Below are 15,109 nucleotides of genomic sequence, written 5' to 3'. Positions count from 1 at the left end.
CCGGGCCGAGCCATTGGCTTGCCCTGGTCCGGATGGCGGCCGTGCCGCTGGCAGTGGCAACCAGCGGCCCGTTGCGGCTTTGGTCGATGCGGTAGGCCGTTGCCGCTCTGCGCGATACGGGTTCAGCGTGTGAGCCGCGAGGTGGTTGCACTGGAACTGCCGCACAGGCGCAACGAGGCGTCAAAGGTCAGGTGCACGGTGCCGACACCAAATAGCGCAAGGCCGCTGACCCATGCCACCTGCGACGTTATCGCGCGATGCCGCTGGCCACGTTGCACGCGCCGCTTGCTGACGATGCGCGTGACCTATCGCCGAGCCTCGCTGGATACAGCCGGTGTGAGCGGGATTGCAGCGGCCGCGTGGTGCACCGATTTTTGCGACCAATCGCACCGTTGGCCCCAAACCCCGCGCCCAGTTTGCCGGCGCGCTGTAGTGAATACGTATGCACAACACCTATGCTGCGCCGCGATGTGCGCTTAGCATCACCGCGCGCTGCACGCCGTGCGCGCGCTTTCCGGAACAGGGGCCGGAGGCCTTGATGCGGGCATCGCGCACTGCGCGTCGGCCTGCGCTTACCACTGGAGATCGATCCGATGCGCAACACGCCTGCTCATGCTCCACCTTCACTGCTGCAACGCGGTGCACGTCTCTTGCTGACTGCATTGGTCTTGTTGTTGACCACCGCCAACGCGCAGGCCGATGTCATCCTGCATGCCTTCAACTGGCCGTATGCCACCGTCGAAGCGCGCGCCAAGCAGATTGCCGATGCCGGCTATCGCAAGGTGCTGGTCGCCCCCGCGTACCGCTCCGAAGGAAGTGCCTGGTGGGCGCGCTATCAACCGCAGGACATCCGCCTGATCGACAACCCGCTCGGCGACACCGCTGCATTCAAGAAGATGGTCCAGGCGCTGGCCAGCAACGGCGTGGAAACCTATGCCGACATCGTGTTCAACCACATGGCCAACGAAGCGGCCACGCGCTCGGACCTCAATTACCCAGGCAGCGCGGTGCTGTCGCAGTACGCCGCAAACCCCGGCCGTTACGATGCGCTGCGCCTGTTCGGCACGCTGCAGTCAAACTTCCTCAGCGCCAGCGATTTCGGCCCGGCGCAGTGCATCAGCAACTACAACGACGCTTACCAGGTGCGTAATTACCGCATTTGCGGCGGCGGCAGCGATCCAGGGCTGCCGGACCTGGTGGGCAACGACTGGGTGGTGCAGCAGCAGCGCGCCTATCTGCAGGCGCTCAAGAGCATTGGCGTGACCGGCTTCCGGGTGGATGCAGCCAAGCACATGAGGTTCGACCATCTCAATCGCGTCTTCGATGCGGGCATCCGCTCGGGTGTGTATGTCTTCGGCGAAGTGATCACCGGCGGCGGTACGGGCAATGGCGATTACGACCAGTTCCTGGCGCCGTATCTGCAGTACACGCGGCATGCGGCCTACGACTTTCCGCTGTTCAATGCGGTGCGCAACGCGTTCGCCATTGGCGCCAGCATGCAGCAGCTGGTCAACCCCGCCGCGTCCGGACAGGCATTGCCGGGCAATCGCGCCGTGACCTTTGCAGTGACTCACGACATTCCCAACAACGCCGGCTTCCGCTACGCGATTCTCGACCCGGTGGATGAAACCCTGGCCTATGCCTACCTGATCGGTCGCAACGGCGGCATGCCGATGATCTATACCGACAACAACGAAAGCGGCGACAACCGCTGGGTCAACGCCTATCTACGCGACGACCTGCGCCGCATGATCGGCTTCCATAACGGCGTGCAGGGCACCGACATGCAGGTCTTGTCGTCCAGCTCCTGCCACATCCTGTTCCGTCGCGGCAGCCTGGGCATCGTGGGCATCAACAAGTGCGGCAACCCTGTCACCACCACGGTGGGAATGAACAACAGCGTGTTGTACTGGAATGCCGATTACGTGGACGCGCTGGGCTCGGGCAACGTGGTCCGCATTTCCAGTAGTTCCTACACCTTCACGCTGCCGGCGCGTGGCGCGCGCATGTGGCGCCGTTGAGCAACCACCACAGTAGGACGATGGCACCACCTTGCAGCGCTATCGTCGTTTGAAACGGTGACTGCAACGTATCTTGCGACGTCGCACGACGACGCAAGATACGATCGAGGCGAAGCCCCCGACGCGAATCGGTGTACGGGGCTTCGTTATCGCTACGGGCTGGCGCCGATCGACTGCACCAGGATGCCGTGGGGTGCAGCGTACATGCGCACTCGCATCGATGGACAGCCACCACGCGTCGCAGTCAACCCATTGCGCGAGGAAACGCGCACTGCGGTGGCCAACGACAACTGGCAACGACACACAACTGGTGCGCCCTGAACCCCACGTCCACACATCGCGTAAGGCCGCAGAACCACCGGCATTGACCGGCGGTGTTCGCCGTTGGCCAAGCGGACTGACCGACCTACCAGGCGAACGGTGCGGTGACCTGGCGTGCGCCAAGCATGAACGCATCTGCCACGTGCACGAACGGTGCAATGTCCACTTCCGACTGGCCCGCGCGCACCAGCTGCACAAAGCGCCCGTACAAGCCGTCGTATTCGCTGCGGGCAGGCAGGGCCTGCGGCTGCCCATCGATGCTCAGTTTGGCACCGCCTTCGCTGAGCATGAGCAGGCCCGCGGTGGTCTCCACCTCGATATCCCAGCGCTGGTGCCCGGTCTGCAGGAAATCGAATTCGGCCGTTACCGGGAGTCCTGCGGTATCGACGAACGCGAGTCTGGCATACAGCGGCGCCTGACGGTTTTCCGGAGTATGCAGCTCGGCGTCGCGCAGCGCCAAGCTGCGTGGCAGCAGATGGGTCGCGATGGAGAGCGCATTGATGCCCGGGTCGAACACGCCCATGCCGCCGGGTTCCAGAATCCAGTCCTGGCCCGGATGCCAGTGACGAATCTCTTCCTTCCAGGTGATATGCGCGCGCACCAGTTGCTTGTCTGCCAACCAGGCACGGGCAGGCTCGACACCGGCGGCGCAGCGCGAATGCCAGCTGGTGAACAGGGTGCGTTGTGCATGCTGTGCCACGTCCTGCAGGTCGTGAATTTCGGCGAGCGTGGCGGCCGGTGGCTTTTCCAGAAACACATGGCGGCCGGCCATCAACGCGGCCTGCGCCAATGCGTGCCGCCCGACCGGTGGCGTGCACAGGGCCACCGCGTCGATCTGCGGCTGCGCGGCAAATGCTTCCTCCAGGGTGTGATAGGCGGGCACGCCCTCGACCGTGCCATGCCGGCTCACGGTGGCCACCAGCTGCACATCGTCGCGCGCCGCGATGGTCGGCACGTGCTGGTCGCGGGCGATCTTGCCGATCCCGACAAGGGCAATACGCAATGCGTCTGGATGCTTCATCGAAACCTTCGTGCTGGTAGGAGATGGCAAGCGGCGCAGGCACCTGCTCACGCACACTGCTTGGGCAACGCTGCAGGGCGCGCGATGCGGCGAGCCCAAGCGACGGCGCAGTGTAAGGTCAGGGTGCGACCCACCGCGAGACATCGCTCCTGCTTGTTTTGCTATACCCGCGCGCGGGTACTTGCGTACGGGCCGGCCTGCCTGCACCGCAAATGGCGTGAAGGGCTACACGCACAGTGGGCAGGGCAGCGGCAGGTGGCGACGCTTGACCACCACGCCACCGACACGCGCTGCATCCCGCGATTGGCGCAAGCCCGCACCGCAGGCATGCAGACCAGCATCGCCACCGGCATGCCGATGTGTCGTCGCCCTTGAAGGTCGCACCGATGTTGCATCACGTTTCGCCCGGCGTTCGCGCGATCGCTGACCCGCTGACCGTCCGCAGCGCGATCGACGTTTGCGGCGTGGCGCTGCGCTTGATGGAACAACGCGCAGCGCCGTGCTGACCAACAGGCGCCTTTTACGACGCCGCGCCAGGCGCGCTTGACTATGTGCGGGCGGGGTCGGATCTGGAGCCGGGCACGCGCGACCAGGCGGTCGGCGACGGCACGCCCGGCGGCGAAGACTGCCTGGTATTGAAGCAATGTCAGGCCGCACAGTGCGCCAAGGGGCCGGCGTCCACCTGACATTGCGGCCACTGATGCGTCAGCGGCGCCCGCCTTTCATCGCCTTGCGCTACAGCACGGCGGCCGCTGCCATGGCGCGCCAGGCTTGCGGCCGGACTATGGCGACGATGATGACGCCGCGTTCGTCATCGACCCCGACGACCACCACATCGAAGCGGTGGTCGCCCGTTAGCCGCCACGCCAAGCGACAGCATCGTGACGCAAGACCGGAGTGGCGGTGGTTGGAGTCCCGCACGCGCGGCACGCTCACCGCGCAGTGGAGGTCATGGCGATGCCTGCGTCAGGAAGCGGTCGAAGTCGCCGATGTTCATGCTGCCCCAGCCCGACGCGAAGTCCCACCCGTAGCTCGCGTTGTATCCATCGCGATACAGGCCATTGCTGCCGACCACGACGTCATGGGCGCGCTGCGCATCGTCACGCTGGCTCGCGTACTGATAGATCTGCGGCGCGACGAAGCCCAGATTGGGATGCGATTGCAACAGCCGGGCGATATAGCCGGCGAAGGTCGGGGTGGCGGCACTGGTGCCCCACACAGACCAGCCAGCCTCGTTCCCCTGCGCATCGGTGCCGCGGATCTGCGCACTGCTGTAGAACGAGCCATTGAAGCTGACATCGGGCACCGCGCGGTAGCCGGAGGCCGTCTGCCCAGGCAGCAGGGTGCGCTGCCACTGCGGCGCATAGGCAATCATGCTGACCCCGCCCTGGCTGAGTTGGCGGCCGACACCGGCATTCCAGACGTGCTCGGAGGCGTAGCGGCCGGGGTTGCCGCCCTGGGTCAGCAACTCGGTAGCGCCCACCGCAATCGCGTAGCGGTGCGAGGCCGGCCAACCCACCTGGCGCAGGTCCGGGCGTGCCGCCAGCGTGTCGTAGTAAGGCGCGTTGGCGCGTGCACTCAGCGGCAGGTAGACGCCGTCGTCGCCGCTGCAGATCACGACGTTCTGCCCCTGGCGCACCGCCTTGGTCAGGCTGGCGTCCATGGCCTGGAAGACCGCGTGGTTGACCTGAATTTCCTGCCCATAGATCGACATGCTGACCACGCGGGCCAGGTTGTCGTCGGCCGCCCATGCCATGCCATGCCATGCCATGCCATGCCATGCCATCGATGATGCTCTTCCAGGAAAAATCCGGGATGTTGTAGACGATCAGGCGCTTCAACCCGCCGGCGCTACCCACCAGCAACTGGGTATCCATGTCCCACTCGACTTCCGAATCCTTGCTGGCAGCATTGGACTGATAACCCGGTGCACCGGGGTCGCCCACCGTCACCACCGTGACCGGGGTGTGCAGGCCGTGCAGGGCCTGGAAGCTCTGCAGCCGCGCGAGGGTATTTTCCAGATTGCCGGCGGCAATGACAGCACCGACGATATCGCTGGCCGGTGCCAGCGTATCGGCGCCATAGGCACTGTTGAGCTCTTCGATGCTGTGGCGCACGACTTCTGCGCCGCAGCTGCTGGCGGCCATCACGGCGCTGCCGTTCAACACCGATGTGCGCGCGGCGCTCAGCGGCGCCCCGTGCGGCGTGACTTTTGCACCGGCGGTACCGTCCAGGCCGACCACACCTTGCACCACTGCCTGCAAGCCGGCCGGCACTGCGACCGCGCCCTGCGCGGCGGCAACGCCGACGCGGCCATCGGCACTCACGGCCCGCAGTTGGGTGCCCAGGGCGGCCTGCAACGCCGCCGCTGTCGCACGCACTTGCAGCAGGCGGCCATCGGTGGCCGGGCGTACATCGGTGATGCCATACCGGCTCAGATGTGCCTTGACCTGTGCGATATCGCTGGTGGAAGCAGCCGATGCGCGGGCCAGCTGGCCGCGCAACAGTGGATCGCCGCCATCGCGGGTCAACCACTGCTCCACCGCCGCCTGTTGCTGGCGCATGGCCACCTGCGGCTTGAGCACAAATCCCACCTGCAGGATACGTTGCGGCGAGTTGCGCAGGTGTCGGTTCGGCTGCATGCGCGAAACCGGACATGCCCAACGCGATGGCGCAGGCCAGGACGGCCCGAGAGAAACAACGCGTCATCATTCGTTTGCCGCCATTGATCGTGAGTTAACAGGCTGCGGATTCTCACGAGGCGGCAGTGGTTTCGGACGCAACAGTGCGAACTCTGTGTGCGTGAAACGATGCAACCGCGAACTGACACGCGAACCTTGTGCCGAGGTATCTGTCCGATTGCGCAGTAGCGCGTCCACCGCTTGTCGATCGCCGGACGCACGGCGCCTGTAGCCGCTGACGCCGATCCTTATGTCGCGAGTGACTGCGTTCTACATCTCCAGCACCACCTTGCCCAGGTGACTGCCCTGCTCCAGGTAACGATGCGCTGCGGCCGCTTCGCTCAGCGGGAAGCGCTTGTCGAGCAGTACGCGCAGCTTACCCTGCGCGATCCATGGCCACACCACACGTTCCACTTCCGCGGCCAGCCGGGCTTTTTCGTCTGCATGGCGCGGGCGGAGCGTCGAGCCAATGACCACTGCCTGCTTGCGCATCAGCACCGGAATCGGCACCTCGATGGTGGCGCCGGCCTGCGAGGCAATGTAGACGATGCGTCCGCGCGGGTTGAGCGCTTCCAGGGTATCGGCGAATACCGCAGCGCCCACCATGTCCAGCGCAACGTCCACACCGCCGTGCGCCTTGGCCACCTCGACAAACGACGCAGTGGTGGAATCGATCGCCACATCGGCGCCCAACTCGCGCGCCTGTGCCGCCTTGCTGGCCGAGCGTGCGGTGGCCAGCACGTGCGCGCCCGCCGCCTTAGCCATCTGGATCGCCGTGACACCGATGCCCGAGGTCGCACCATGCAACAGCAGCCATTGGCCTGCCGCCAGCCGGCCGTGTTCGAACAGATTGGCATAGGCAGTGAAGATGGTTTCCGGCAACGCCGCGGCATGCACCAGATCCATGCCGGTGGGAATGGGCAGTACGTGACGCGCATCGACGGCGGCATATTGCGCATAGCCACCGCCACCCAGCAATGCGCATACGCGGTCGCCCACCCTCCAGCGACCAGCCGGCTCCACGATCTCGCCGGCGATTTCCAGCCCCAGCGTTTCCGGCGCGCCAGGCGGCGGCGGGTAGTGCCCGGCGCGTTGCAGCAGATCGGGACGATTGATGCCGGCGGCATGCACGCGGATCAGCACCTGCCCCGGCGCAGGACGCGGGCGCGGTTGCTCGGTGGCGTACAGCGCGTCGGCGTCGCCCTTGCCATCGCGGATGGCGATGGCGGTCATCGTGGTATCGCTCATGAAGGCGCTCCATGGAAAGTGCGCCCAGTGTAGGCGTGCAGGCGTCAACGCCTGGCGCAGATGCGTCCCACGGTTTCCAGCAGGCAGTGCCACAGCAGCAACAAGCGAGCGATGGTGGGTCTTCGACAACGTCGTGATACTGCATGGTGTTCGAAGGAGGCCGTGCGCATTGGACAAACGGTCATCGTCGACAGCATCGCAAAGATGCACGCGCGCAATCGGGTGGCTGCAGCGATGCCATGCACCCGCAATGCAGATGCCACCCGCCTTGCCTTCGTCGAATCGACAACCGTCCACAACACATCGCATGCAGTGGTTGGCCGGGTTTCGACAACACGCCTGAGACGAGGGAACAACCGTGCGGCAACATCGCTCAGCAGCATGGCGCCTCCCCCCTGGGTTGCTCGGCCAACACAGACGCACGGTCGTCGAAGCGCCAACGCGACCCAAGACCCACGCCAGGATTCGGCGCCAAGCCCACCACCTCTTCTTGCATGTCACATTGCAGCCCGATGCCGCGACACGCTTGAGCTCACCGAATGCGCCGCAGGTTCAAGCAGACAAGCGGCGCGCGATTGCAGCAACCAGGCCCCAGAACCCGATGCCATCGCCTACAAGCAACCCCAACCAGGCAGATGCTGCGCGGCCGCCCGCACCCCGGTGTCCCGGCCTATGCTGGTGTATTGCCAACCTCCGGGAGTCGCCATGCAACTGCCATGGACTGCGCGTGTCATCGCCGTCTGCGTGCTCGCACTGTCCGCGAGCACGCAGGCAAGTGCGGCGCAGGTGCGCATTGCGCAGGAAGCAGACGGCTACCGCCTGTTGGTGGATGGCGCACCCTTCGTGATCAAAGGTGCCGGGCTGGGCAATGGCAGCATGGAAACGCTGGCCGCACGCGGCGGCAATGCGTTACGCACCTGGCGCGTGGATCCGGACCCGCAACGCCAGCGCGCCCTGCTCGATCGCGCACAACGCAATGGCCTGAAAGTGGCGGTCGGCATCGAGGTCGGCAACCAGCGACATGGCTTCGACTACAACGATGCAGCGGCAGTGCAGCAGCAACTGCAACGCGTGCTTGCGCAGGTACGGCAATCGGCGGCGCATCCGGCGGTGCTGATGTGGGTGGTCGGCAACGAGCTCAATCTGGATTACACCAATCCCAAAGTCTGGAATGCAGTCGGCGAGATCGCCGAGGCGATCCATGCCATCGACCCGGATCATCCGGTCACCACCACCCTGGCCGGTTTCGACAAGCAACTCATCGACCAACTCAAGACGCGCGCGCCGACACTGGACCTGATCGCCGTGCAGCTCTACGGCGATATCGCAACACTGCCGAAGAAGCTGTACGAGAGCGGGTGGCGCGGGCCTTACGTGGTCACCGAGTGGGGCCCTACCGGGCATTGGGAATCGCCCACCACTGGCTGGGGCGCGCCGATCGAAGACGACAGCACGCGCAAGGCGCAGTTGCTCCAACAGCGCTACCGCGACTACGTCGCCAGCGACACCCGCCAGGGGCTGGGCTCGTTCGTGTTCCTGTGGGGCGACAAGCAGGAGCGCACGCCCACCTGGTACGGCCTGTTCCTGCCTTCGGGCGAGGCCACGCCCAGCGTGGACACGTTGCAGTTGCTGTGGACCGGCCAGTGGCCGGCCACGCGTGCGCCAGCGGTGTCGGCACTCACGCTGGCTGGCCAACGCGCCACCGACAGCGTGAGCCTGCACTCCGGCCAGGCCGTGACCGCAAGCATTCATGCCAGCGGCGCGTCCGTGCTGCGCTACGACTGGCATGTGCGCCGCGAAAGCACTGCGCGCAGCATCGGTGGCGACCCCGAGACGCTGCCACCGCTGGTCGACGCCGCCATTGCGCAGAACCGCGTGGCCGGCGATCGCAAAGGCGCGCGCGGTACCGGCGAGGCGGTGCGCCTGATCGCACCACCGCCGGGCAATTACCGCTTGTTTGTGGAAGTGCGCGATAACGCCGGCCGCGCCGGCTATGCCAACCTGCCATTCCGCGTGCTGCCGCCCGCACTCGCCTCGCGACAAGGCGCACCGTAACCGTCGCAGCCAGATATGCATTCATCGCGATGAAGCGATATTATCCCGAGACGATCCGCCGGAACCACCGCGATGACGCATCTCAGTTTCGAGTTCTACCCGCCCAAGACCGATGATCAGCGCGCGCAACTGGACCGCACCGCAGCCAGGTTGAAGGGCTACGCGCCGGAGTACGTGTCGTGCACCTTCGGCGCCGGCGGCTCCACGCTCAGCTACACCTCCGAGACGGTGCGCCACCTCAAGCAGGAGCATGGCTTCGAAGCGGCGCCGCATCTATCCTGCGTCGGCGGCAGCCGGCAGGAAATCCGCGAGCTGCTCAAGCTGTATCGCGCGATCGGCTGCAGCCGCATCGTCGCACTGCGCGGCGACCTGCCGTCGGGCATGGGCCATCCGGGCGACCTGCGTTACGCCTCGGACCTGATCGCCTTCATCCGCGCCGAGCACAGCGACGCGTTCCGGATCGAGGTCGGCGCCTATCCGGAAACCCATCCACAGGCGGCCGACGCGCTCAGCGACCTGCGTTACTTCAAGGCCAAGGTCGATGCCGGCGCCGACGCTGCGATTACCCAATATTTCTACAACGCCGATGCCTACTTTCATTTCCGCGACGCAGTGCAGCGGATAGGCGTGGAGATACCGATCGTTCCCGGCATCATGCCGATCTCCAATTTCTCGCAACTGCGGCGGTTTTCCGAGCAGTGCGGCGCAGAGATTCCACGCTGGATCGGCAAGAAGATGCAGTCCTACGGCGACGATGCCGACGCGGTGCGCGCGTTCGGCGCAGAGGTCGTGGCGGCCTTGTGCGAGCGCCTGATCGCAGGCGGCGCACCGGCATTGCATTTCTACACCCTCAATCTGGCCAAGCCGACCACGCAGGTGTTGCAGCTGCTCGGACGCTGAGCATCTGCTTCGCATTCCAGTCGTCACTCTCGCACACCCGCGCGCTTGTATGTCGCCAGCTCACACGCGCCCGGCTACGCTGCGCCGATGCCTCGCCTTCTGCCCCTGTTGTTCTTGCTCTGCGCCTGTCCCGCCGCGCGCGTGCAGGCGCAGGAAATCCATCGCTGCGTCGCGCCGGATGGGCAAACCCTGTTCACCGACCGGCGCTGCGAAGACGTCGGCGCGGCCAGCCGCGCGCCGCCCGCCATCCGCCCCCAGGGCAATGCCGGCCTGTATCGCTACGGCTGCCCGCGGCGGCCGAGCGAACTGGTGTCGTTGCTGCAACTGGCGGTCGACAGCCGCGACGTCAACCGCCTGTCCAGCCTGTATCTGTGGAGCGGGCAATCCGATGCCGCCGCCAATCAGGTGCTGAGCCGCCTTGAAGCCATCGTGCAGCGCCCGTTGCTGGACATCGTGCCGATGTATCCGCAAAGCGACACCCCGACCTGGGACGCCGACACCACCACGCCCACACCGTCACTGGATGGCAGCGCCATCGATGCGCCGCTCCCCACCCCGCCCAGCCGCCCGCGCCCCTGGGGACTGCGGCTGGAACAGAACCTTGCCAGCGGCACGCCGGCGCGCAGCATGCTGCGGCTGCGCAGGCAATACAACTGCTTCTGGGTGACGTTCTAGCGGTGTCTGCGTGGCCTGAGGACCGCTGCACGCCGGGACAGCTATCGACCATAGTGCGTTGGCGGTTCGGCCGTCAGACGCTCCGGTGCGCTCACTGCGGCCACAGCGACCGAATTGCCGCGATGCCCTGGGCGCCATGCGATCGCGCCTCGCGCAGATCCTCGATCTGCATGCCGCCGAGCGCGTAGATCGGCAGCGAGACCTGTTCGCGCAAGGTTTCGAAACCGTCCCATCCGATGGGTGCGGCACCCGGATGCGAAGCGGTCGCCTGCACCGGCCCCAGCACGGCGAAGTCGCAGCCGAGCCGCTGGGCGTGGCGCAGGTCGTCCAAGCCATGACACGACGCAGCCACCAGCTGTTCTGCGGGCAGCGGGCGTTCCTGCAAACCGGCCAATTGCTCCGATCCCAGATGCACGCCGATACCCAGGTCCGCAGCCAGTGCGATATCGCGATTGAGCAGCAGTTGCGCACGCGCGCGGCCACGCAAGCGCATCACTTGCTGCAACAGCGCCTGCCAACGCGCAGGCGCAAGCTGCCGCGCACGCAGCTGGATCCGCGTGATCCCGTTCTGCAATGCGAGCTCCAGGCCCTCCAGCCAGCGCACGTCGTCCTCCGGTTCGGGCGTGATCAGGTAACGGTCGGGCTGCCGCAGCGCGCCCACCACCGGCACATCGGCCGGCGGCATCGAATAGCGGGCCAGCTTGTCTGCCGCCACCCAGGTCATGGCCTGGCCTTCGCGGCCGCGCGGGCTGCCTTTCCAGCTGGTGATACGACGCACTTCCAGGCGCAGCCGCTTGTCCGGATAGAGCTGCGGCACCTCCATCACCCAGTCGCCCACCTGCGCCTCGATGCCGAGCTCTTCGTTGAGCTCGCGCACCAGCGCCTGTTCGGAGGTCTCGCCAGGCTCGCGCTTGCCACCAGGGAACTCCCAGAGGCCGGGCATATCGCGGGTTTCGGTACGGCGGGTCAGCAGGATGCGGCCGCGGGGGTCGGCGATCACGCCGGCAACGACGTGAATGGATCGAAGAGAATCAGGCATGGCTGCAAGAGTGCCGCGAGTGAGCGGTGCAGTGCAATGAGGCCGGGATGGTGGATTCGGGATTCGCTAACGCAGGCGTTACACAGGCACTGCCAGTCCCGAATCCCTAATCCCGAATCCCCAACCTCCGCCTCCACGGCAAACCAACGCCGTACTTTCCTGCGTAACCTCGTGGCTTGCAAAAGCATCGCGATAGTTCCGAAAGCAAAGCCCCCCCTTGGCAAGGGGGGGCGCGCCGAAGGCGCAGGGGATCGGTAGCAAGGGACCGTGCGCCAGGCGTCCGCTACGCGGTGGCCTGGTGGGCAGCCCGCGCCGCGGGCTGCCCCACGGTCAGCTCAGCATCAGTTGAGCTGACCGTGGCAGTGCTTGTACTTCTTGCCGCTGCCGCACGGGCATGGGTCGTTGCGGCCCACCTTGGGTTCGTCGCGGGTGACCTGCGACACCGGCACAGGCGCGTTGCCGCCCTGCATCTGTTCCACTTCCTCGTCGGCACCGTAGCCGCCCGCCTCCTGGTGCTGGAATTGCGAGGCCATCAAGCGCGCCTGCGCCTGGAGACGTTCCTGCTCTTCCAGTTCGGCCACTTCTTCTTCGCTGCGAATGCGCACGCGCGCCAGCAGGTTGATCACCTCGCGCTTGACGTTCTCCAGCATTTCGGAGAACAGCTCGAAGGCTTCCTTCTTGTATTCCTGCTTGGGCTGCTTCTGCGCATAACCGCGCAGATAGATGCCCTGGCGCAGATAGTCCATCTTGGCCAGATGCTCCTTCCAGCCCTGGTCGAGCACGGTCAGCATCACGTGCTTCTCCAGCGCGCGCATGGTGTCCGCGCCGATGGCGGCTTCCTTCTCGGCGAAGTGCGCATCCACCGCTGTCTGGACTTTCGCGGCGATCTGCTCGGCGTCGATTTCTTCCTGCACGCGCACCACGTCGGTCAGCGACAAGGTCATGCCCAGCTCCGACTCCAGCGTGGCTTCCAGACCTTTCAGGTCCCACTGTTCGTCGACCGAATTGGGCGGCACGAAGCGTGCGACCAGGTCGTAGATCACATTGCCGCGAATACCGTCGACGTTGTCCTTGACCGACTCGGCGTCCAACAATTCATCGCGCTGGGCGTAGATCACCTTACGCTGATCGTTGTTGACGTCGTCGAAATCCAGCAAGTTCTTGCGGATGTCGAAGTTATGCGCTTCCACCTTGCGCTGCGCCTTTTCGATCTGCCGGCTGACCAGGCGATCTTCGATGACGTCGTCTTCCTTCATGCCCATCATGCGCATCGCCTTCTGGACCCAGTCCGAGGCGAAGATGCGCATCAGGTTGTCTTCCAGCGACAGATAGAAGCGCGACGAACCCGGGTCGCCCTGACGACCGGCACGGCCGCGCAGCTGGTTGTCGATACGCCGCGATTCGTGGCGTTCGGTACCGATGATGTGCAGGCCGCCGGCCGCCTTGACCGCGTCATGACGACGCTGCCATTCGGTCTTGATCTTGAAGCGCGCGTCTTCGGTGGCGTCTTCGCCGAGCGCGTGATACTCCGATTCCAACGAGCCGCCCAGCACGATATCGGTACCGCGACCGGCCATGTTGGTGGCGATGGTCACCGCGCCCGGCTGGCCGGCATTGGCCACGATGGTGGCTTCGCGCTCGTGCTGCTTGGCATTGAGCACTTCGTGCTTCACGCCTGCCTTGCGCAGATGCTCGGACAGCATCTCCGAGGTTTCGATCGAGGTGGTACCCACCAGCACCGGCTGGCCGCGCTTGGCGCAGTCTTCGATGTCGGCCAGCACCGCGTTGAACTTGCCCTTGCGGTTGAGGAACACCTGGTCCGGATGGTCCTTGCGCACGGTCGGGCGGTTGGTCGGGATCACCACCACCTCCAGGCCGTAGATGCTCTGGAATTCGTAGGCTTCGGTGTCGGCCGTACCGGTCATGCCGGACAGCTTCTTGTACATGCGGAACAGGTTCTGGAAGGTGATGCTGGCCAGGGTCTGGTTCTCGCGCTGGACCGGCACGCCTTCCTTTGCTTCGACCGCCTGGTGCAGGCCGTCGGACCAGCGGCGCCCGGACAGCGTGCGGCCGGTGAATTCGTCCACGATCACCACTTCGCCATCGCGCACGATGTAGTCCACATCGCGCTGATAGATCGCATGCGCACGCAGCGCGGCGTTGAGATGATGCACCACGCTCAGGTTCTGCGCGGCGTACAGGCCGTCTTCGGCGTTTTCCAGGATGCCGGCCTGCAACAGCAGCTCTTCGGCGTGGCCCATGCCCGCCTCGGACAGATGCACCTGCTTGCCTTTCTCATCGACCCAGAAGTCGCCATCGCCCTCTTCGCTTTCCTGCTTGGTCAGCTGCGGCACGATGCGGTTGACGCGGATGTACAGCTCCGGCGATTCGTCGGCCGGGCCGGAAATGATCAGCGGGGTGCGCGCTTCGTCGATCAGGATCGAGTCCACTTCGTCGACGATGGCGTAATGCAGATTGCGCTGGTAGCGGTCGGCCCGCGACAGCGCCATGTTGTCGCGCAGGTAATCGAAGCCGAATTCGTTATTGGTGCCGTAGGTGATGTCCGCGCCGTAAGCCTCGCGCTTGTCGCTGTGTGGCATGCCCGGATACACCACGCCCACGCTCAGGCCCAGCCAGTTGTACAACTTGCCCATCTGCGCGGCGTCGCGGCGCGCCAGGTAGTCGTTGACGGTGACCACATGCACGCCCTCGCCTTGCAGCGCGTTGAGGTACACCGGCAGCGTGGCCACCAGGGTCTTGCCTTCGCCGGTGCGCATCTCGGCGATCTTGCCCAGATGCAGCACCATGCCGCCGATCAGCTGCACATCGTAATGGCGCATGCCCAGCACGCGGCGGCTGGCCTCGCGGCACACCGCAAAGGCTTCAGGCAGGATCTTGTCCAGGGACTCGCCGGCGGCAAGCCGCTGCTTGAACTCCGGGGTCTTGGCTTGCAGCTCGGCGTCGGAGAGCTTCTCGATCGTCGGCTCCAGCGCATTGATCTGGGTGACGAGGCGGTTGAGCTGGCGCAGCTGGCGTTCGTTACGACTGCCAAAGACACGGGTAAGCAGACTGTTGATCATTGAAGAAACCGGTTGAAAAGGAACGGTTTGACCGACGCCGGTCCCCACAGACCCGACCGCCGTAAACG

General features: G+C 65.4%; 10 protein-coding genes and 1 pseudogene. 5 read left to right on the top strand and 6 right to left on the bottom strand.

Going from position 1 to position 15,109, the window contains the following annotated elements; all coding sequences use genetic code 11:
• The first annotated feature begins 650 nt into the window (after positions 1 to 650).
• Positions 651 to 2,021 carry an alpha-amylase family protein gene (locus XAXN_RS14950; RefSeq protein ID WP_167694804.1) on the top strand — a complete coding sequence of 457 codons (1,371 nt, stop codon included), beginning with the start codon at positions 651 to 653 and terminating at the stop codon, positions 2,019 to 2,021.
• Positions 2,022 to 2,427: 406 nt separating this feature from the next.
• Here the strand turns inward: XAXN_RS14950 and XAXN_RS14945 are convergent, their stop codons facing one another.
• Positions 2,428 to 3,363 carry a Gfo/Idh/MocA family protein gene (locus tag XAXN_RS14945; protein WP_054320131.1) on the bottom strand — a complete coding sequence of 312 codons (936 nt, stop codon included), beginning with the start codon at positions 3,361 to 3,363 and terminating at the stop codon, positions 2,428 to 2,430.
• 551 nt (positions 3,364 to 3,914) lie between these two features.
• Between XAXN_RS14945 and XAXN_RS23430 the strand changes: the two genes are divergently transcribed.
• A complete protein-coding gene (locus XAXN_RS23430) occupies positions 3,915 to 4,049 on the top strand; it encodes a hypothetical protein (RefSeq protein ID WP_277422454.1) in 135 nt (44 codons plus the stop codon).
• Between the two features lie 49 nt (positions 4,050 to 4,098).
• On the opposite strand, the gene XAXN_RS23425 is transcribed toward XAXN_RS23430, so the two are convergent.
• The 3 genes and pseudogenes from XAXN_RS23425 to XAXN_RS14925 all read right to left on the bottom strand — a co-directional run bounded on the left by XAXN_RS23425 (position 4,099) and on the right by XAXN_RS14925 (position 7,292).
• On the bottom strand, positions 4,099 to 4,233 hold the full coding sequence (locus tag XAXN_RS23425) for a hypothetical protein (protein WP_280631823.1): 135 nt from the start codon (positions 4,231 to 4,233) through the stop codon (positions 4,099 to 4,101).
• 79 nt (positions 4,234 to 4,312) lie between these two features.
• Positions 4,313 to 6,075 (bottom strand): annotated as a pseudogene (locus XAXN_RS14930) (S53 family peptidase).
• 239 nt (positions 6,076 to 6,314) lie between these two features.
• Entirely contained in the window at positions 6,315 to 7,292 is a 978-nt protein-coding gene (locus tag XAXN_RS14925; RefSeq protein ID WP_054320129.1) for an NAD(P)H-quinone oxidoreductase, read from the bottom strand.
• A gap of 705 nt (positions 7,293 to 7,997) precedes the next feature.
• Between XAXN_RS14925 and XAXN_RS14920 the strand changes: the two genes are divergently transcribed.
• The 3 genes from XAXN_RS14920 (at position 7,998) to XAXN_RS14910 (ending at position 10,922) form a co-directional block, all read left to right on the top strand.
• Positions 7,998 to 9,347: a glycoside hydrolase family 2 TIM barrel-domain containing protein gene (locus tag XAXN_RS14920; protein WP_054320128.1), complete on the top strand. Its 1,350-nt coding sequence runs from the start codon at positions 7,998 to 8,000 to the stop codon at positions 9,345 to 9,347.
• A gap of 72 nt (positions 9,348 to 9,419) precedes the next feature.
• Positions 9,420 to 10,247, top strand: coding sequence for a methylenetetrahydrofolate reductase [NAD(P)H] (gene metF, locus XAXN_RS14915; RefSeq protein WP_054320127.1), 828 nt, complete (start codon positions 9,420 to 9,422; stop codon positions 10,245 to 10,247).
• Positions 10,248 to 10,292: 45 nt separating this feature from the next.
• A complete protein-coding gene (locus tag XAXN_RS14910) occupies positions 10,293 to 10,922 on the top strand; it encodes a hypothetical protein (RefSeq protein WP_054320126.1) in 630 nt (209 codons plus the stop codon).
• A gap of 91 nt (positions 10,923 to 11,013) precedes the next feature.
• Here the strand turns inward: XAXN_RS14910 and XAXN_RS14905 are convergent, their stop codons facing one another.
• Entirely contained in the window at positions 11,014 to 11,961 is a 948-nt protein-coding gene (locus XAXN_RS14905; RefSeq protein ID WP_054320125.1) for a Nudix family hydrolase, read from the bottom strand.
• Positions 11,962 to 12,302: 341 nt separating this feature from the next.
• The gene (gene secA, locus XAXN_RS14900) at positions 12,303 to 15,041 is read right to left on the bottom strand and encodes a preprotein translocase subunit SecA (RefSeq protein WP_054320124.1); all 2,739 of its coding nucleotides are present in this window, start codon (positions 15,039 to 15,041) and stop codon (positions 12,303 to 12,305) included.
• Positions 15,042 to 15,109: the final 68 nt, after the last annotated feature.

The sequence above is a fragment of the Xanthomonas axonopodis genome (genome assembly GCF_001304695.1).
Taxonomy (GTDB): domain Bacteria; phylum Pseudomonadota; class Gammaproteobacteria; order Xanthomonadales; family Xanthomonadaceae; genus Xanthomonas; species Xanthomonas axonopodis.
Note: the sequence above shows the minus strand (reverse complement) of the source record. Positions and strands in the feature narration are given on the sequence as shown.